This is a genomic window from Rhizobium sp. BK316 (assembly GCF_014193695.1).
In the GTDB taxonomy this organism is placed as follows: domain Bacteria; phylum Pseudomonadota; class Alphaproteobacteria; order Rhizobiales; family Rhizobiaceae; genus Rhizobium.
The window spans coordinates 580,160-599,417 of record NZ_JACHZR010000003.1 but is presented as its reverse complement, the minus strand read 5'-3'; the positions used below and the strand labels follow the sequence as shown (position 1 = coordinate 599,417).

Annotated in this window: 16 protein-coding genes; 2 read left to right on the top strand and 14 right to left on the bottom strand. The window is 61.6% G+C overall.

Annotation, left to right across the window (positions count from 1 at the left end):
* Positions 1–53 precede the first annotated feature (53 nt).
* The 4 genes from ftsA to aqpZ form a co-directional block, all read right to left on the bottom strand.
* Positions 54–1,385 (bottom strand): cell division protein FtsA, encoded by a 1,332-nt coding sequence (gene ftsA, locus FHT87_RS17035; protein ID WP_183731063.1) that lies wholly within the window; start codon positions 1,383–1,385, stop codon positions 54–56.
* Positions 1,382–2,314, bottom strand: a complete 933-nt coding sequence (locus tag FHT87_RS17030; protein ID WP_183803416.1) for a cell division protein FtsQ/DivIB — start codon at positions 2,312–2,314, stop codon at positions 1,382–1,384. The genes ftsA and FHT87_RS17030 overlap by 4 nt, the downstream gene beginning before the upstream one ends.
* Positions 2,302–3,228 carry a D-alanine--D-alanine ligase gene (locus tag FHT87_RS17025; protein WP_183732723.1) on the bottom strand — a complete coding sequence of 309 codons (927 nt, stop codon included), beginning with the start codon at positions 3,226–3,228 and terminating at the stop codon, positions 2,302–2,304. The genes FHT87_RS17030 and FHT87_RS17025 overlap by 13 nt, the downstream gene beginning before the upstream one ends.
* A 275-nt stretch (positions 3,229–3,503) precedes the next feature.
* Positions 3,504–4,190, bottom strand: coding sequence for an aquaporin Z (gene aqpZ, locus FHT87_RS17020; RefSeq protein WP_183731069.1), 687 nt, complete (start codon positions 4,188–4,190; stop codon positions 3,504–3,506).
* Between the two features lie 262 nt (positions 4,191–4,452).
* Here aqpZ and FHT87_RS17015 point away from each other — a divergent pair, with 262 nt between their 5' ends.
* Together FHT87_RS17015 and FHT87_RS17010 are read left to right on the top strand one after the other, a co-directional pair.
* Positions 4,453–5,748 carry an MFS transporter gene (locus FHT87_RS17015; protein WP_183803413.1) on the top strand — a complete coding sequence of 432 codons (1,296 nt, stop codon included), beginning with the start codon at positions 4,453–4,455 and terminating at the stop codon, positions 5,746–5,748.
* Positions 5,749–5,861: 113 nt separating this feature from the next.
* A complete protein-coding gene (locus FHT87_RS17010; RefSeq protein WP_183803410.1) occupies positions 5,862–6,791 on the top strand; it encodes an SDR family oxidoreductase in 930 nt (309 codons plus the stop codon).
* Positions 6,792–6,896: 105 nt separating this feature from the next.
* Here FHT87_RS17010 and murB read toward each other — a convergent pair whose 3' ends face one another.
* The 10 genes from murB to FHT87_RS16960 all read right to left on the bottom strand — a co-directional run bounded on the left by murB (position 6,897) and on the right by FHT87_RS16960 (position 19,258).
* Positions 6,897–7,871, bottom strand: coding sequence for a UDP-N-acetylmuramate dehydrogenase (gene murB, locus FHT87_RS17005; RefSeq protein WP_183803408.1), 975 nt, complete (start codon positions 7,869–7,871; stop codon positions 6,897–6,899).
* Positions 7,868–9,283, bottom strand: a complete 1,416-nt coding sequence (gene murC, locus FHT87_RS17000) for a UDP-N-acetylmuramate--L-alanine ligase (RefSeq protein ID WP_183731079.1) — start codon at positions 9,281–9,283, stop codon at positions 7,868–7,870. Before murC ends, murB begins: the two co-directional genes overlap by 4 nt.
* Positions 9,280–10,404: an undecaprenyldiphospho-muramoylpentapeptide beta-N-acetylglucosaminyltransferase gene (murG, locus tag FHT87_RS16995; protein ID WP_183803405.1), complete on the bottom strand. Its 1,125-nt coding sequence runs from the start codon at positions 10,402–10,404 to the stop codon at positions 9,280–9,282. The genes murC and murG overlap by 4 nt, the downstream gene beginning before the upstream one ends.
* Positions 10,405–10,411: 7 nt before the next feature.
* Positions 10,412–11,566 (bottom strand): putative lipid II flippase FtsW, encoded by a 1,155-nt coding sequence (gene ftsW / locus FHT87_RS16990; protein ID WP_183803402.1) that lies wholly within the window; start codon positions 11,564–11,566, stop codon positions 10,412–10,414.
* 1 nt (position 11,567) lies between these two features.
* A complete protein-coding gene (gene murD / locus FHT87_RS16985; protein ID WP_183803399.1) occupies positions 11,568–12,980 on the bottom strand; it encodes a UDP-N-acetylmuramoyl-L-alanine--D-glutamate ligase in 1,413 nt (470 codons plus the stop codon).
* Between the two features lie 7 nt (positions 12,981–12,987).
* Positions 12,988–14,088 (bottom strand): phospho-N-acetylmuramoyl-pentapeptide-transferase, encoded by a 1,101-nt coding sequence (mraY, locus tag FHT87_RS16980; RefSeq protein ID WP_183803397.1) that lies wholly within the window; start codon positions 14,086–14,088, stop codon positions 12,988–12,990.
* Between the two features lie 20 nt (positions 14,089–14,108).
* The gene (locus tag FHT87_RS16975; protein WP_183803394.1) at positions 14,109–15,542 is read right to left on the bottom strand and encodes a UDP-N-acetylmuramoylalanyl-D-glutamyl-2,6-diaminopimelate--D-alanyl-D-alanine ligase; all 1,434 of its coding nucleotides are present in this window, start codon (positions 15,540–15,542) and stop codon (positions 14,109–14,111) included.
* Positions 15,539–16,999: a UDP-N-acetylmuramoyl-L-alanyl-D-glutamate--2,6-diaminopimelate ligase gene (locus FHT87_RS16970; RefSeq protein ID WP_183731097.1), complete on the bottom strand. Its 1,461-nt coding sequence runs from the start codon at positions 16,997–16,999 to the stop codon at positions 15,539–15,541. Before FHT87_RS16970 ends, FHT87_RS16975 begins: the two co-directional genes overlap by 4 nt.
* Positions 17,000–17,063: 64 nt before the next feature.
* Positions 17,064–18,818 (bottom strand): penicillin-binding protein 2, encoded by a 1,755-nt coding sequence (locus tag FHT87_RS16965; protein WP_183731100.1) that lies wholly within the window; start codon positions 18,816–18,818, stop codon positions 17,064–17,066.
* The gene (locus tag FHT87_RS16960; protein ID WP_183731103.1) at positions 18,818–19,258 is read right to left on the bottom strand and encodes a hypothetical protein; all 441 of its coding nucleotides are present in this window, start codon (positions 19,256–19,258) and stop codon (positions 18,818–18,820) included. The genes FHT87_RS16965 and FHT87_RS16960 overlap by 1 nt, the downstream gene beginning before the upstream one ends.

The window sequence follows — 19,258 nt, the reverse complement described above, 5'->3', positions numbered from 1 at the left end:
ACCTGTTCCTTCTCTCTCTGGCCGCATCGCCACGCCGGCCAATTCACTCAATTTCAAAAGCTTTCCTTCAGCCACTGGCCCATGCGGGCGATGCGGCTGTTATTACCCCCAAGCGACAGGAGCAGGCTGCTCTGTGACGCATGTGTTTCCATGTCCGCGACCTGCGGATAGATCATCAACCCGACGGCCGTCGAAAAGGCCGGACCCTTGGCCGCCGTCGGAAGACCCGAAACACCCATCGGACGGCCGATACGGACGTTGCGGGCCAGAATGCGCCGCGCCACTTCGGCAAGGCCGGTCAGCTGGCTGGCGCCGCCCGTCAGCACGACGCGCTTGCCGACGATCGGGCTGAAGCCCGAGCGCTGGATGCGGTCGCGGATGAGTTCCATCGTCTCCTCGATACGCGCCGAAACGATGCGCGAGACGAGAGCCCGCGGCACCTGGCTCGGCTGATCCCGGTCATCCTCGCCGATCGGCGGAATGGAGATCAGTTCGCGCTCATCGGAAGAATTGCTCAGCGCCGAAGCATGAACCACCTTCAAACGCTCAGCATCCTCGATCCGGGTGGAAAGGCCGCGTGCGAGGTCGGTCGTCACATGATGACCGCCGAGGCCGACAGCATCGGTATGGACAAGCTTGCCTTCGGCAAAGACCGAAATCGTCGTCGTGCCGCCGCCCATGTCGATGGCCGCACAACCAAGCTCGACTTCATCGTCGACGAGTGCGGCAAGACCGGATGCATAAGGTGTCGCAACGATTCCTTCCACCGAAAGATGCGCCCTGTTGACGCTGAGCTCGAGATTTTTGAGCGCCGAGCGTTCCGCCGTCACGACATGCATGTCGACGCCGAGCGCATCGCCATACATCGCCAGCGGATCGCGGATGCCGCGTTCGCCATCGAGCGAGAAGCCGGTCGCCAGCGAATGCAGAACGGCGCGGTCCTGGCGCAGCGACTGCTGGCAGGCCGCCGAAAGCACCTTCTTCAGGTCGTTCAGCTCGACTTCCTGGCCACCGAGATCGATGGTCGCCGTATAGATGTCGCTGCCGAGACGGCCGGCCGTCAAGTTGACGATCAGGCTTTCGACGGTGAGGCCCGCCATGCGCTCGGCCGCATCGACTGCGAGACGGATGACGCTTTCCAGCGCATCAAGATCGGCGATTACGCCGGTCTTGATACCGCGCGAACGCTGATGGCCGATGCCGATGATCTCGATATTGTGCGTGCGGCCCGGCAGGATCTGGCTTTCCTCACGCGGCGTCAGCCGGCCGATCATGCAGACGACCTTGGTCGAGCCGATGTCGAGCACCGAAACGATATGCGACCGCTTCGACGAAAGCGGCTTCAGGCGCGGCAATCCAAAATGGGATGAACCGAACATGCTCATATATTCTGCCCCGCCTTCTTCAATTCCTTGGTGCGCGTCGCTACCGCGGCCTGTCGGCGGGCTGCCGCCTCGGGCGTCAGCTGGATCGTCGTGCGATCCGGCAGCCTGAGATCGACTGCAGCGATATCACGCTCCAGAAGCTGCTGTTCCCTGTCGAATTTCGAAAGCGTCGCGAGCGCCTGATCGAGGTCATCTTCCGGCAGCTTGACGACGACGCCATTATCCATGTGCAGATCCCAGCGGCGGCCGGAAACCCAGACATAAGCCTTCACGCGAGCCTTGACATCCGGCCACTTGGCGAAGGCGTCCTCGATGGAGGCCGCAGCCGTTTCGGCATCACGGCCGACGACGAGCGGCAGGGTCGAAAACTTGTTGTCGCGAAGCGGCGCGATCACGCTGCCGCTCTTCTCGATCAGCGACAGCTCCTGACCGTGCTGCCAGATGGCATAGGCATTGCGCTCAGAGAGCTTCACCTCGATTGTCTTCGGATAGACCTTGCGGACTTCGACATTCTCGACCCAGGGAAGGCGTGCGATCTTCTGGCGCGCAGCATCGACGTCGAGAGCGACAAGCGACGTCGCGCCGTCGAGACCGAGAAGCTGCAGGATCTCGATTTCGGAAGTCTGGTTGTTGCCGGAAACCTTCACGTCCTCGATGGCAAAGCCGACAGCGCTGGTCGTTGCCTGCGCGACGGCTTCCGTATGACCGCCGAGCGACATGCCGTAGAGACCGGTCGCAGCCAGGAAGCCGAACGCCGAAACCGTGCCCGTATGGGCCGGAATATGAATGCGGCCGGTACCGAGGCTGACGAGGAAGCGCACGACGCGGCGCAGCGGACGCGGCAGCACGCGGCGTTCGTCGGCTTCTACGATGGGAAGCTCGGCATAACGGCTGGGGCGCCCTATCCTTTTGACCGTCAACGCAAACAAGACGCGTCCTCCACCATCCACCGGAGAAATGCACCAAAGGAATATCCGGCATGGCCGGCCATTTCGGGCACAAGGGAGGTTGGTGTCATGCCCGGCTGGGTATTGACCTCCAGCCAGATGAGCTCGCCGTCCTCGGAAAACCGATCGTCGTAACGAAAGTCGGACCGACTGACGCCGCGACAACCGATTGCTTGATGCGCCCTTAACGCCAATGTTTGTATTTTTTGGTAAATTTTCGGTGAAATTTTAGCCGGCAAGACGTGTTTTGAACCACCTGACGCATACTTGGAGTCGTAATCATAGAAATTGTGGCCCTGGGGCACCACCTCGATGACATCCATGGGTTGATCACCCATGACGCCGCAGGTCAGTTCACGACCATGGATATAGCGCTCGACAATGACTTCCTCGCCGTAGCGCCATTCGGCCGAACCGATGACCTGCGGCGGGTGCGCCTGATCCTCGCCGACGATGACGACACCGAAGCTGGAACCCTCGCGCACCGGCTTCACCACATAAGGCGCCTTCATCGGATGCTCCGATGGAAACGAGAAGCGGTTCAGAACCTGCGATTCGGCAACCGGAACGTCGGCAGCGGCAGCCACCCGCTTCGCCCGGCCCTTATCCATGGCAAGTGCCGAGGCAAGCACGCCCGAATGCGTATAGGGGATCTGCAGATATTCGAGGATACCCTGGATAGTACCGTCCTCGCCGAAAGGCCCGTGCAAGGCATTGAAGACAACATCAGGTTTCAGAGCGGAGAGCTTTTCGGAAATGTCGCGCTCGACATCGATGCGCGTCACCTTGAAGCCTTCACCTTCAAGGGCATCGGCACACGCTTTTCCCGAGGAAAGGCTGACAGGCCTCTCCGAGGAAAACCCGCCCATCAGGACAGCTACGTGCTCGCGACTCATCAACACCCCCAAAAATAACTTTCACTTTGCAGAACCTAGGCTTGCGCGAAGCTGGTCTGCGCGCTTCGTGGCCTTTGCCTGACTTGGGTGCATTAGAACATCATTATGGTTAACGAACCGTTTACTTTCGTTAACTCCGCCTTGCCACATGCTTCATTTTTCTGCCCTTGCGGTCGCGCGAATATCACAGCGAACCGGCCGGGAAGGCGATGGAAAATGAAAAACCCGCGCGGAAAAACCACGCGGGTTCAATGGCATGTCCTGATGTTTTGCAGTCAGTCCTTATCGCCGAAGAATTTCCAGACGAGGCCGCCGATCGCACCGCCCGCAAGCGGCGCGATCCAGAACAGCCAGAGTTGCTGCAGCGCCCAGCCGCCGACGAAAAGCGCCTGCCCGGTCGAACGCGCCGGATTGACGGAGGTATTCGTCACGGGGATCGAGACGAGGTGAATCAGCGTCAGCCCCAGGCCGATCGCAAGCGGCGCAAAGCCTGCGGGTACCCGGCTGCTTGTCGATCCCAGGATGATGATCAGGAAAAACATGGTCAGCAGAACTTCGATCAGCAGTGCCGAAAGCAGCGAATAACCGCCCGGAGAATGTTCGCCATATCCGTTGGCCGCAAACCCGCCGAGCTCGAAACCCGCCTTGCCGCTGGCGATGAGATAGAGCGCTGCGGCAGCGACGATGGCACCGACCACCTGTGCGACCACATAGGGAACGAGGCTAGCCGCGGGAAAACGTCCCGCAACAACAAGGCCGAGAGAGACGGCGGGATTGAAATGGCCGCCGGAAATGCCGCCCACGGCATAGGCCATGGTGAGGACGGTCAAACCGAACGCCAGCGCCACGCCGGCAAAACCGATGCCAAGTTCAGGATAGGCGGCCGCGAACACAGCACTGCCGCATCCGCCGAAGACCAGCCAGAATGTACCGAAAAACTCGGCAGCAAGACTTTTTTGCATGTGTGCCCCTCCATTCTCTCAACCAGAGAGTACTTATCAGTCAATTACAATTTGATTCCGGTCAAGTTCGCGGCTAGCCCATGCCAAGCTTGGCGCAAGGTTGAAAAAGCGCCGAGCCTGCCCATCGAGGCAGCCCGGTCACACCCGCGGATAATGTCGTTAGCGTCATATTCTTGCGTGTCCGGGCATTTTCTCAGCCTTAAAATTGCGTTAAGAGCGGCAGCTCCCAAGCAAATCGATAAAAATACTGATTGGAATGAACATGACAGAAGCGATCTCCGTATCGCCGAGCCCTTCGACCAGCACGCAGGTCAATTCTCCGGCACGCGTCCTGATTGCCAGCCTCATCGGCACCACCATCGAATTCTTCGACTTCTACGTCTACGCGACGGCAGCCGTCATCGTTTTCCCGCACCTCTTCTTTCCCTCGAGCGATCCGACCTCCGCACTCCTGCAGTCGCTCGTGACCTTCTCGATCGCCTTCTTCGCCCGCCCCTTCGGCGCCGTGGTCTTCGGCCATTTCGGCGACAAGGTTGGCCGCAAGGCGACGCTCGTGGCCGCCCTCATGACCATGGGCCTGTCTACCGTCGTGATCGGCATCCTGCCGGGTTATGATGCGATCGGCATCGCCGCTCCGTTGCTGCTCGCGCTGTGCCGCTTCGGCCAGGGCCTCGGCCTCGGCGGCGAATGGGGTGGCGCCGTGCTGCTCGCGACGGAAAACGCACCTCCCGGCAAGCGCAGCTGGTACGCCATGTTCCCGCAGCTCGGCGCGCCGATCGGCTTCATCCTTTCCTCCGGCTTCTTCCTGATCCTGGCGGAAACCATGAGCAACGAGGACTTCCTCGCCTATGGCTGGCGCATTCCCTTCATCGCCAGTCTCGCGCTCGTCGCCGTCGGTCTCTATGTCCGCCTGAAGATCGCCGAAACGCCTGAATTCCAGAAGGCTGTCGAAAAGCACGAGCGCGTCGCCGTTCCCGTCGCGACCGTCTTCCGCGGCCACCTGCGCAGCCTCATCCTCGGCACGTTCATCGCAGTCGCCACCTTCGTGCTCTTCTACCTGATGACGGTCTTCACGCTGTCCTGGGGCACGACGAAACTCGGCTATTCGCGCGAGCAGTTCCTGGTCATCCAGCTCGTCGGCGTCGTCTTCTTCGGCCTGACGATCCCGCTCTCCGGCTGGCTGTCGGACCGCTACTCGCGTCGCCTGATCCTGATCCTGACTACGATCGCCATCGCCGTCTTCGGCTTCTTCTATGCGAGCCTGCTGACGGCAGGCCTGACCGGCGCGGTTCTGTGCTCGATCATCGGCCTCGGCCTGATGGGATTCACCTATGGTCCGATCGGCGCTGCCCTGGCAGCTCCCTTCCCGACCATGGTGCGCTACACCGGCGCCTCGATGACGTTCAACCTCGGCGGCATCTTCGGGGCTTCGCTTGCTCCCTATATCGCCACCTGGCTCGCAACCAACTACAACCTCAACTATGTCGGCTACTATCTCGCCGCCTCGGCTGCGATCTCGCTGATCTGCATCCTGCTGTCGGGTCGCGAAGAAGTCTGAGCCACTTACCATCTGAACAAAAAGCCGCGCCGCCCGCCGTCGCGGCTTTTTTTATTGATGCAGCCAGCGCTTCCGGTTAGCCAAGGCCTCTACGGGCGAACAGGGAGAAGATCATGCGATGCCTCGTCACCGGCGCAGCCGGCTTCGTCGGCGGTCCGCTTGTCGAACGGCTGCACAGAGAGCGGATTTGCGACGTAACGGTCACGACACGTTCCGCGACATCGGCCTTCCCGTCCGATATCAGGCATTTCCCGGTCGATATCACCGAGAAGACCGACTGGACGGCAGCACTCGACGGCGTCGACGTCATCGTCCATCTCGCCGCCCGCGTTCACATCATGAACGATCGTTCGGCAGATCCACTGGCGGACTTCCGCCGCGCCAACACCGCTTCCACCCTGAACCTTGCCGAACAGGCCGCCCGTGCGGGTGTGAAACGGTTCGTCTTCATCAGCACCATCAAGGTCAACGGCGAAGAGAACGACCGGCCGTTCCGGCACGACGACACGCCGAAGCCCCTCGATCCCTACGGCATTTCCAAGATGGAAAGCGAAATCGGCCTGCGCGAGATCGCCGCCCGCACCGGCATGGAGGTTGTTATCGTCCGCCCGCCGCTGGTCTACGGTCCCGGCGCGCGCGGCAACTTCGCGCTGCTTGTCGGGCTTGTCCGCAAGAAACTGCCGCTGCCCTTCGCCTCGCTGAAAAACCGCCGCACGCTGGTCGCAGTGCAGAACCTCGTCGACCTGATCATCACCTGCATGCAGCATCCCGCCGCCGCCGGCGAAACCTTCCTTGCCGGAGATGGCGAAGATCTTTCGACGCCCGCGCTGGTCGAGGGCATTGCCGCAGGCCTCTCCGTCAAACCGATGCTGCTGCCCTTCCCCCCGTCCCTGATGCATATGGCAGCCAGGATCACCGGAAAGGAAGCCGTCTATCAGCGCCTCTGCGGCTCGCTGCAGGTCGATATATCCCACACCCGCGACGTGCTGGGCTGGTCGCCAGTCATCACGCCGCGCGAAGGCCTGAGGCTTGCGGTGAACTAAAGCATGTCGCGCAAAAGTGTGCAGCCGTTTTCGACAACGACATGCGTCAAACAAAGAGTTAAAGCGTGCCAAGCGGATCTGAAAGATCGCGACACGCTTTAAAGGTTACTCTGACGTCACGCCCTGAAAGGGGCGAACCTCACGGTCGGGCATGAAAAGGCCGAGACGCTTGATTTCCCATTCGAGCTTGATGCCTGACATTTCGAAAACCTTGCGGCGCACTTCCTCGCCCAGATATTCGAGATCGTAGCCCGTCGCCTGCCCCATGTTGATCATGAAGTTGCAGTGAAGCGACGACATCTGCGCGCTGCCGATGACGAGACCGCGGCAATCCGCTTCATCAATCAGCTTCCAGGCCGAATGACCCTCGGGGTTCTTGAAAGTCGAGCCGCCGGTCTTTTCGCGAATCGGCTGTACCGTCTCGCGGTGATTGCGCACGGCATCCATATCGGCGCGAATCTTGGCACGGTCGTCGGCATAGCCCTCGAAAAGCACCGATGTGAAGATCAGATCATCCGCAGCATCGGAGTGGCGATAGGAATAGCCCATCTCGGCATTCGTGAGGACATGCTTGTTGCCCTTGCGGTCGATCGCGCGGACCTCGACGACGCGATCCTTCGTCTCGGAGCCATTGGCGCCGGCATTCATGCGGGCAGCACCGCCGATACCGCCGGGAATGCCGTAATAGAAAGCGAAACCGCCGATGCCGTTGTCCATCGCCATGGCGGCCACATGCTTGTCCGGGCAGATGGCGCCGGCAAGAATGCGGTTTTCGCCGGCGAGTTCGACAAAGCCGAAGCCCTTGGCCGACAGGCGCAGCACGACGCCCGGAATGCCGCCATCGCGCACCAGGATATTCGAGCCGACGCCGACCACCGTCAGCGGCACTTCATCCGGTAGAATCTTCAAGAAGGCGATCAGGTCTTCCTCGTCATGCGGCTGGAACATCAGCTCGGCCAGACCGCCGGCGCGGAACCAGGTGACGCGATCCATGGGGGCATCCGGCGTCAGTCGGCCGCGAATGTCCTTTACGCCTTCTCCGAGAGAGGCAAGAAGCTTTTCCCCGTTAACCTGTTTCATGCGGACTTTCCTGAAAGGTCTTGCAACTGCTTCGGCAGCGCTGCTGCCCAATATGTAATGCTACCAGCCCCCAACAGAACCACAAAGTCCCCGGGCTTTGCAATCTCTGCTACCATCTGAGGTAGAGCCTCCGCCGAAGGAAGGAAACGGGCGTCACGATGGCCACCCGATTTGATGCGGGAAACGAGCGATTCCGAATCCGCTCCCTCGATCAAATCCTCGCCCGCGGCATAAACAGGCGCAATGAAGATGCTGTCGGCATCGTTGAAGCAGGCCGCGAATTCCTCGAAGAGGCTCGACAGGCGTGTGTAGCGGTGCGGCTGGTGCACCGCGATGATCCGGCCCTTGCAGGCTTCGCGGGCAGCGCGCAGCACCGCCTTGATCTCGACCGGGTGATGGCCGTAATCGTCGAAGATCTGCACGCCGTTCCATTCGCCCGTCAGCGTGAAGCGACGCTTCACACCACCGAAGGAGGCAAGCCCCTTGGCGATATCCTCGCGGGAGATGCCAAGCCGGTTGGCCACGGCAACGGCCGCAGTCGCATTCGAAATATTGTGACGGCCGGGCATCGGCATGATGAGATCGTTGAGCCGAATGACCTGACCAGTGCGGCGGCGGCGTATCTCGACGTCGAAGATCGAGCGCGTGCCGTCGATGCGCACATTCATGAAGCGCACATCGGCCTGCGGGTTTTCGCCATAGGTGATGACCTTGCGGTCCTCAATGCGGCTGACCAACGCCTGCACCTCGGGATGATCGAGGCACATGACGCCGAAGCCGTAGAAAGGCACATTCTCGACGAACTGCCGGAAGGCGGCGCGAACGGCATCGAAATTGCCGTAGTGGTCGAGATGTTCGGGGTCGATATTAGTGACGACGGCCACATCGGCCGGCAGCTTCAGGAAGGTACCGTCGGATTCGTCCGCCTCGACCACCATCCACTCGCCCTCGCCCATGCGCGCATTCGTGCCGTAGGCATTGATGATGCCGCCATTGATGACGGTCGGGTCCAGCCCGCCGGCCTCGAGCAGTGCGGCGACGAGCGAGGTGGTCGTCGTCTTGCCGTGCGTGCCGCCGATGGCGATCGCATTGCGGAAGCGCATCAGCTCGGCCAGCATTTCGGCGCGGCGCACGACCGGCAAGAGCTTTTCGCGCGCGGCAATGAGTTCCGGATTGCTCTTCTTGATCGCGGTCGACACGACGACGACTTCGGCATCGCCGAGGTTTTCCGCCCTGTGGCCGACGAAGACCTCAATGCCTTTGTCGCGCAGGCGCTGGACATTGGCGCTGTCGGATTGATCCGATCCCTGCACCCTATGGCCGAGATTATGCAGCACTTCGGCGATACCGCTCATGCCGATACCGCCGATGCCGATGAAATGGACAAGGCCTATCGCCTTTGGCAGCTTCATGTGCGTGCCCCCTTGAATTCTGTAACTGTCTTGCCGGCGGCAATAGCCTCAACCATGTCGGCAAGCAAGTTCGCCGCGTCAGGTTTTCCCGCACGCTTGGCGGCAGCCGCCATGCCGGCAAGCTTTTCCGGATCGTTCATCACATGCGTCAGGATGGAGGCGATATGCTCCGGCGAAAGCTCCGACTGGGCGATCACCTTGGCTCCGCCGGTCGCCGCAAGCGCTGCGGCATTGGCCGCCTGATCATGGTCGAGCGCATGCGGATAAGGCACCAGCACGGCCGGACGGCCGATGACCGAGATTTCCGAAACCGTCGAGGCGCCCGAACGGCAGATGACCAGATGCGCCTTGGCAAGACGCTCCGCCATGTCGTTGAAAAACGGCGCAATATCCGCAGCCATCTGCAGCTGCACCACGCACCCGCGCACCGTCTCCATATCCTCAGGGCGAACCTGCTGGGTTACCCTCAGCCGCGCGCGCAGCGCATCGTCGAGCAGGCTGATCGCCGTCGGCATCGCCTTGGAGAAATATTGCGCGCCCTGGCTGCCGCCGAAGACGACGAGATTGAACGGCTCACCGGGATGCGAAGGCATATAGGGCTGCTCGGCTGCGGCAAGGATCGCCGGGCGCACGGGATTGCCGGTCGCGACCGTCTTGTCGGAAAATGGTCCGCCGCTCTCAGGCAGGAAGCCGCCGGCAATCGCCCTGACGCGCGGCGCCAGCGCCTTGTTGGCGCGGCCCATGACGGCATTCTGCTCGTGCAGCATCGAGGGAACGCCGAGGCGCGTGGCGGCGAGCAACGGCGGCACGGTCGGATAGCCGCCGAAGCCAACGACGACGACAGGCTTCAGCCGCTGGATCAGCCTTTTTGCCGCCCGCATGCCGGTCCAGAGCTTCCAGAGCGAGCGGGCAACGGCGACCGGGTTCTTCGAACCGATCGTCGCCGACGGCACGACATGGATCTCGTCGGCCGGAAACTTGCCGGCATAGCGCTCCGCACGGCTGTCGGTGACGAGATGCACGGAATAGCCGCGCTCCCTGAGCTTGAAGGCAAGCGCTTCTGCCGGAAAGACGTGGCCGCCGGTTCCCCCGGCGGCAAGAAGGACGATGCCCTTGCTCATAATCCCCTTACTCCGCCGGCATGCCGTGCGGCACGCGGAAGAGGCTCCGGTCCTGCGCACGTTTTTCCGGACGATGGCGCGTCAGCGCCAGAATGAAGCCGGCCGTCACGCAGATCGCCACCATCGACGAACCGCCGTAGGAAATCAGCGGCAGCGTCATGCCCTTGGCCGGCAGCAGTTCGAGATTGACGCCGATATTGATGATCGACTGGATACCCATCTGCAGCACGAGCCCGGCGACGGCAAAACGGCTGAAGTCGTTGCGTTCGCGGTAAGCATGCGACAGGCCGCGCAGCACCAGCACGGTGAAGATGGCAACGAGCGCGATACAGAAGACGATGCCGAATTCCTCGGCCGCGACCGAAAAGATGAAGTCGGTATGGGCGTCTGGAATGATGCGCTTGACGATGCCCTCGCCCGGCCCCTGGCCGAACCAGTCGCCGCGGATGATCGCCTCGCGGGCAGTATCGATCTGGAACGTATCGCCTTCGCCGGTCAGGAACTTGTCTATTCGGCCCGCCACGTGAGGGAAGACGTAATAGGCGGTCACCAGGCCACCCGCGCCGCCGGCGCCGAGCACGATGATCCAGAGCCACGGCATGCCGGCCATGAAGAACATGCCGCCCCACACCGCCGTCGTCAGGATCGTCTGGCCAAGGTCAGGCTGCGCCACGAGAAGGGCTGCGACAATGCCGAACAGGATGATGGCAAAGAGATTGCCCGGAATTTCCGGCTGGCGGGCATGCTCGGCAAAGAGCCAGGCGCAGACCACGACGAAGGCCGGCTTCATGAATTCCGACGGCTGGATCGAAACACCCGCGAGCGTGACCCAGCGGCGGGACCCCTTGACCTCGATGCCGAAGAACAACGCCAGAAGCATCATAGCAAGGGCGACGATCAGCAGGATGATCGCGGTGCGCCGCACCTGGCGCGGCGTCAGGAAGGAAAGGCCGAGCATAACGCCGATCGACGGGATCATGAAGGCCGCGTGACGCTTGACGAAGTGGAAGGGTTCCAGGCCGATACGCTCGGCAACCGCCGGCGAAGCCGCAAACGAGAGCATGAAGCCGATGCCCATCAGGAACAGGAACAAGGCCAGGAAAAAGCGGTCGATGGTCCAGAACCAATCGGCCAATGCTCCACGTTCTGCGCGGCTCACCATGTCATTTGCCTCCTGTTGCCGAATTGATCAGCATCGTCACGCCGTCAAGGGCAGCCACATGACCAACAAAGGCATCGCCCCTGACTTCGAAGTTCTTATATTGATCGAAGCTTGCGCAAGCCGGGGATAACATCACGGCCAGAGGGCCGGTCTCGTCCCTTTCGGCATCCGCCGCCGCATGCAGGACTGCCCGCTCCAGCGTGCCTGAAATTTCGTAAGGCACCGCCTCGCCAAGCGTCGCGGCAAATTCCGCCGCCGCCTCGCCGATCAGATAGGCCTTGGCGATGCGCGGGAAATAGGGTGCAAGCGTCGTGATGCCACCGGCCTTCGGCAATCCGCCGGCAATCCAGTAGATGCGATCGTAGCTTGAAAGCGCCGGTGCTGCAGCATCCGCATTGGTCGCCTTGGAATCATTGACGAAGACGACATTGCCTCGCCGGCCGACCGGCTGCATGCGGTGCTTGAGGCCGGGAAAGGATGCCAAGCCCGCGCGGATCTCCTCGGCGGAAACGCCGACGGCAAGGCAGGCAGCGACCGCGGCAGCGGCATTCTGCGCATTGTGGCCGCCGCGCAGCGTCTGGATGCCGTCGAGATCGACGAAGGGCAGCATCGCCCCACTTACTGCCTGGATGAGCTTCGTGCCTTCGGCGTAGATACCGTCAGCCAGCACGTTGCGGCGGGAAATCCTGACCACCTTCACCCCTGCCCGCTCGATACGGTCGGCGATCAGCACCGAAAAGCTGTCATCGACACCGACGATGGCGACATCACTGCCGGCGACAAGCCGTTCCTTGACATCTGCATAGTGCTGCATCGTGCCATGACGATCGAGGTGATCGGGCGTCAGGTTGAGCAGGATGCCGGCGGACGGATTGAGTGTCGGCGCAAGGTCGATCTGATAGGACGAGCATTCGACGACGAAATAGCGCTCGGCCTTCGGCGGATCGAGCGTCAGCACGGCCGTGCCGATATTGCCGCCAAGCTGTGTATCGCGGCCGCTCGATTTCAGGATATGGGCGATCAGCGCCGTCGTCGTCGATTTGCCGTTGGTGCCGGTGATGGCGATGAACGGGCAATCGGGAGCATGCGCGCGGCGCTCGCGCACGAAGAGCTCGACGTCGCCGACGATATCGGCACCGGCGGCACGCGCGAGATCGACGGTCCAATGCGGTTTCGGATGGGTGAGAGGCACGCCGGGCGAAAGTACGAAAAGCGCCTGCGCGCTCCAGTCGATCATGTGCAGGTCTGCAGTAGCGATACCGTCTGCCGCAGCCTTGACGACACTGTCAGGATTGTCGTCCCAGGCCGTGACATCGGCGCCACCAGCAACCAACGCCTTGGCCGTCGCGAGACCCGAGCCGCCGAGACCGAAGAGAGCGACCTTTTTTCCTGCAAGCGTCGTGACGGGGATCATGACCGCCTCACCGCAGCTTCAGCGTGGAAAGACCGATCATGGCAAGACCGACGGCAATGATCCAGAACCGGATGACCACCTGGCTTTCCGTCCAGCCCTTCTTTTCGAAGTGATGGTGGATCGGCGCCATGAGGAAGACGCGCCGACCGGTCATCTTGAAGAAGCCGACCTGGATGATGACCGACAGCGTCTCCATGACGAACAGACCGCCGACAATCGCCATGACGATCTCATGCTTGGTAGCAACGGCAACCGTGCCGATCGTGCCGCCGAGCGCGAGCGATCCGGTGTCGCCCATGAAGATTGCGGCCGGCGGAGCATTGAACCAAAGGAAGCCGAGACCAGCGCCGATAACCGCGCCGAGCACCACGGCCAGCTCGCCGGTACCGGGCACGAAATTGATCTGCAGGTAATTCGCAAAGACCGCATTACCGGCGAGGTAGGCGATGATGCCGAAGGCGGCAGCGGCGATCATGACCGGCACGATGGCGAGGCCGTCGAGGCCGTCGGTCAAGTTCACGGCATTGCCGGCGCCAACGATCACGAAGCCGCCGAAGACGACGAACATGATGCCGATATTGATCATGAAGTCCTTGAAGAAGGGGAATGCGATCGAGGAGCCGAAAGTCGAGCCGGCAGGGCCGGAGGCCAGTGCCGTGCGCATCATGAAATAGACGGCGATGCCGGCGATGATGAATTCGATGCCGAGGCGCGCCTTGCCGGAAAAGCCCTTATGGCTCTGCTTCGTAACCTTGAGATAGTCGTCATAGAAGCCGATAGCGCCAAAACCGAGCGTCACGAGCAGGGTGGCGACGACATAGACGTTGGAAAGATCGGCCCAGAGCAGCGACGCCCCGACAATGCCGGCGAGAATCATCAGCCCACCCATGGTCGGGGTGCCGGCCTTCTTGAAATGCGTCTGCGGCCCGTCTGCGCGGATCGGCTGGCCCTTGCCCTGCCGGATGCGCAGCGAATTGATGATAGCAGGCCCGAAGAGGAAAACGGTGAGAGCGGAGGTGAAAAGAGCGGCACCCGCACGGAAGGTAATGTACCTGAACAGATTCAGAAATTTGAAATATTCCGACAGTTCAACCAGCCAAATCAGCATTCAAAGCCCCTTTTCCCCGATCATAGATCGCGTTGCGTGTCTGAAACTGGCGGGTACTTGTCAAGGAGCGCGGCAACAATCTTGCCGAAACCGATCCCCAAAGACGACTTCACCATCAACACGTCGCCAGGTGCGACCGAGTTCAAAACGAATTCCAACAATTCTTCCGTCTTCTCGCGATGCTCGACCGCGACGCTCTCCGGAAGCGAGCCCTTCAGCGCCACCATCTCAGGCCCCGCGAGCCAGACATGTTCCAGACCGGCAGCGAGCAGCGGACCTGCGAGATCCGTATGGACCTGCTCGGCAAATTCGCCCATCTCCAGCATGTCGCCGAGAACGGCGATGCGGCGGCCCCGGCCGGTCGGCTCGGCCGATGCCAGCAGCGCGATCGCCGCGCGCATGGAGGCCGGATTGGCGTTATAGCTTTCATCGATCAGCGTGAAGCTGCTATTGCCGATCGGCAGCCTGTAGCGCTTGCCCCTGCCCTTCTCCGGCTTCAGCGTCGCGAGCGCGTCGATTGCCTTGTCGAGGCTGGCGCCGACGATCGTCACGACGCCCAATGCTGCCAGCGCATTTTCAGCAATGTGGCGGCCCGGCGCGCCGATGCGCACTTCCTTGGTCTCGCCACCGACAGTCATCCAGAGCGTCGAGCTTTCGTCCGAGCCGTTGAACTCGGCAAGGCGGAATTCCGCCTTGGCATGCTGGCCAAAGGAATGGATCTTCTGGATGCCGAGCGCCTGGGCGGTCTGCTCCAGGAAATTGAACTGCTCATTGTCACGGTTGAGAACGACATCACCGCCCGGCTCCAGGCCTTCGAAGATCTCTGCCTTGGCGGCAGCGATTTCCTGGACATTCTGGAAATTGCCGAGATGGGCCGGCGCGATCGTCGTGATGACGGCGACATGCGGGCGGATCATCTTCACCAGCGGCCGGATCTCGTCCGGATGGTTCATGCCGACTTCGAAGACGCCGAAATAGGTGTCGATCGGCATGCGCGCCAAGGTCAGCGGCACACCCCAGTGATTGTTGAAGGAGGCGACCGACGCATGCACCTTGCCCGAGGGAGACAGCACATGGCGCAGCATCTCCTTGGTCGTCGTCTTACCGACTGAACCGGTAACGGCAATGATCTTTGCCCGCGAGCGCTCGCGCGACGCCTGCCCCAGCTTGCCGAGGGCAGCAAGCACGTCCTCGACCACGATCATCGGCACGGTCAGGCGCCCCATGGCCGGCAGACGGCCTTCGCTGACGACGAGCAGAGTCGCACCATTGGCAACGGCCATCGAGGCAAAGTCATGCCCGTCAACACGGTCGCCCTTGATCGCGAAGAAAGCCTCACCCGGCGTGATCGAGCGGCTGTCGATGGAAATGCCGGTAATGCCTTGCGGCAACGAACCGAAGGGACGGCCCGCCATCGCGGCGATCATGTCTTCGGTGGTCCAGAGCCAGTTCATGGTACCCGCTCCTCCAAAGCCTTGCGCACTTCGGCATGATCGGAAAACGGCAGCGTGACGCTGCCGACCGTCTGCCCCTCTTCATGTCCCTTGCCGGCAACGATCAGCGTATCGCCGGATTTCAGCTGCAGAACCGCCTCGCGGATCGCCTTTGCGCGGTCGCCGATTTCGGAAGCGCATTTCGCCGCCGCCATGATCTCGGCGCGGATCTCAGCCGGCACTTCCGAGCGCGGGTTGTCATCGGTGACGATGACGACATCGGCAAGCCGGCAGGCGATCTCGCCCATGATCGGTCGTTTGCCACGGTCGCGGTCGCCGCCGCAGCCGAACACGACGATGACGCGGCCCGTTGTGAACGGACGCACAGAGTTTAACACATTTTCCAGCGCGTCCGGCTTATGCGCGTAATCGACATAGGCGAGCGCACCGTCCTTGGTATGGCCGACAAGCTCCAGGCGGCCGGACGCGCCCTGCAGCTTTTCGAGCGCGGCCATCGCGAGCTTCGCCGGAACGCCCGTGGACATGGCAAGGGCCGCGGCAACCAGCGCATTGGCAATCTGGAAATCGCCGGCAAGCGGAATATCGACCTCGAAGATCTCGCCTTCGGCATGGATTTCCGCAACCTGCTTGTGGCGGAAATGCTCGACGCGCTTCAGTGTCAGATAGCCGCCCTTGCGCCCGACCGTGCGAACGTCATGGCCCGCAGCCGTCGCCGCTTTGATCGCCTGCTCCGACCATGGATCATCGGCGAAGATGATGGCGGGCGAACCTTTCGGCAGCACTCGGTCGAAGAGGTGCATCTTGGCGGCCATATAGTCTTCGACCGTCGGATGGTAATCCATATGGTCGCGACCGAGATTGGTGAAGGCGGCGGCGGCAAGTTTCACGCCGTCGAGGCGATACTGGTCGAGCCCGTGGCTGGAGGCCTCCATCGAAGCATGCGTGACGCCCTCGTCGGCGAGTTCGGCAAGCAGCTGGTGCAGCGATACAGTATCGGGCGTCGTCAGCGAGCCATATTCATTGCGCGTCGGCGAAACGACGCCGGTCGTGCCGATCATGGCGGCAGCGTGGCCGGCCTGCGCCCAGATCTGCCTGACGAAGGAGGCAACCGAGGTCTTGCCGGCGGTGCCCGTCACCGCGACCATCGTCGCCGGCTGGCGGCCGTAGAAACGCGAGGCGGCAACGGAGAGGAAACGGCGCGGTTCGGCAACGACCAGAACCGGCGCGCGAGTTTCGACTGCGTGCGATGCGATGACGACGGCAGCACCCTTGGCAACAGCATCGGCAATGAAGCCTGCGCCATCGGCCTTGGAGCCGGCAATCGCCACGAAAGCCATGCCGGGCGCGATCTTGCGGCTGTCGGAAGACAGACCGGAAATCTCCAGCGCGCCGGCCGGCCCTTCGAGTTCAGCTTTGAGTTCCGGAAACGCATTTCCGGCGAGGTCCCGCAATTTCATCGAATGCACTTCTCTGGTTCAGGTCGACCGCCCCTTACGAATCGACACCGATATTGATTCACACTCAATAAGACACCAACAAGGCCGAGCCGTCTTCGCCGAATTGCGGCTCGACTCCGAGGATGGGTGCGGCGCGGCGGATGATTTCGCGGGCGATGGGGCCTGCTGTACCCGCCGAGATCGTACCGCCATAGGCCTTTTCGCCGGTCTTGGGCTCGTCGCAGAAAGTGATGATGGCATATTTCGGATCGTTGATCGGAAAAGCAGAGATGAAGGAATTAAAGTTCAGGTTTGACGAATAGCGGCCATTGACCACCTTGTCGGCAGTGCCTGTTTTGCTGCCCACCTGGAAACCCGGCACGCGAGCTACGCGCCCGGACCCCTTTGAGCCATTGAAATCGAGCAGATACCGGATCTCGTCGCTGGTCTTCTTGCTGATGACTTGCTGGGCGATCTGATCGGCCTGATCGCGCGTACGCGGAAGGAACGTTGGTTCGATCAATTTACCACCATTGACGAGCGCCGCCGCGGCAACGCCGGTCTGGAGCGCCGTCGTGGAAACGCCGTGACCGAAGGAAATCGTAATGGAGTTGATCTTCTTCCAGACGCGCGGCTGGCTCGGCATCTTCACTTCCGGCAACTCCGTCTGCAGCTTGGTCAGCAGACCGAGGCGCGTCAGGTAATCTTTCTGGGCGTCGATGCCCACGATGTCGATGACGCGGGCCGTACCGATGTTCGACGAATACTGGAAAATCTCCGGCACCGTCAGCCAGCGGCGCTGACCGTGAAAGTCCTTAATGGTGAAGCCGCCGATATAGATTGGTTTGCTGGCATCGAAGCTGTCCGTCATCTTCACCTTGCCGGTGTCGAGGGCCATCGCCAACGAGAAAGTCTTGAAAGTCGAGCCCATTTCGAACGTGCCATTGGTCATCCGGTTGAGCCAACCGTCCTTGGCACCTTCCTGCGGATTATTAGGATCGAAATCCGGCGCCGACGCCATACCCAGCACCTCGCCGGTATGCACATTGATGACCGCAGCACCAGCGCCCTTGGCTTGGAAGTTATTGACGGCGTTGATGACTGCATCGCGCACGATCGCCTGCACACGCACGTCGATCGAAAGGCGCACCGGTTCCAGCGACTGGTTGCTCGTCATGCCGACCGAGGCAAGATCGGCAAGCCCCTGATCGTCGATATATTTTTCCATGCCGGCAACGCCGCGGTTGTCGATATTGACGTAGCCGAGGATATGCGCAGCCGTTGGGCCACCCGGATAGAAACGGCGTTTTTCCGGCCTGAAGCCGATGCCGGGAATGCCGAGCGCCAGGATCTGACTCTGCTGCTTCGGCGTCAGCTGGCGGCGCAGCCAGGCGAAATGCGAGGTGCGGTTCGAGAGCTTCTTATAAGTGTCCTTGACGTCGAGATCGGAAAGCACCGTCTGCAGCTTTTCGACGGCCTCGTCCGTATCGACGATCTTGTTCGGCTCTGCAAACAGCGAAACGGTGCGGATATCGGTTGCCAGCACTTCGCCGTTGCGGTCGAGAATATCGGGACGCGACGCCATCAGCCGGTCGGGCGGCAGGATGGAGGAGACGGATTCCGGTTCCTTCATCGCATATTCGACCATACGGGCGCCGATAACGGCGTAGAGGGCAGTAAAGCCGACGATGAGCAGGCCGACGCGGCTCTTGGCCTGCCCGGCCTTGCGCTTGCGCGAGCCTTCGATCGCCATGCCGGAGGGGGCGCCGAAACGATTGTAGACGCCGGCGGAAAAATGCGCCTGGCTCTTCAGTACCATGATGCGGGAAAGAAAGGACATTATTCCACCGCTCCCGTTTCGATCTGGTCCGCGTCTTCGGCCTCTCGCGGCGCCGGCATCGGGATCGGCTGAGACTTGGCAGCAACACCCAGCTTAGCGCCTGCCTTGGCGTCTCCAGCCTTAGCTTCAGTAACGTCAGGCGGAGGAACCTGCGACTTCAGCATCGGCAGCTCGCGCGCGTGGGCAAGTGCGGTCGAATCCGTCGGCTGCAGTTGCAGCTCGCCGTTATAGGCATTGACGAGGCGCTCCAGCCGGTTCGGCTGCGATTGCAGCGCCCAATCGGCCTTCAGGAGGTCGATCGTATCCTTCTCCAGCTTGATCTCCGCTTCGAGGCGCTGAACTTCCTCGAGCTTCAGCTCGGCGCGGTGCTTGATCGTGTAGGTAACGGCGGCTGCCGCCGTCATGACGCCGATGAGCACAAGATCGAACGTTCTCAGCAT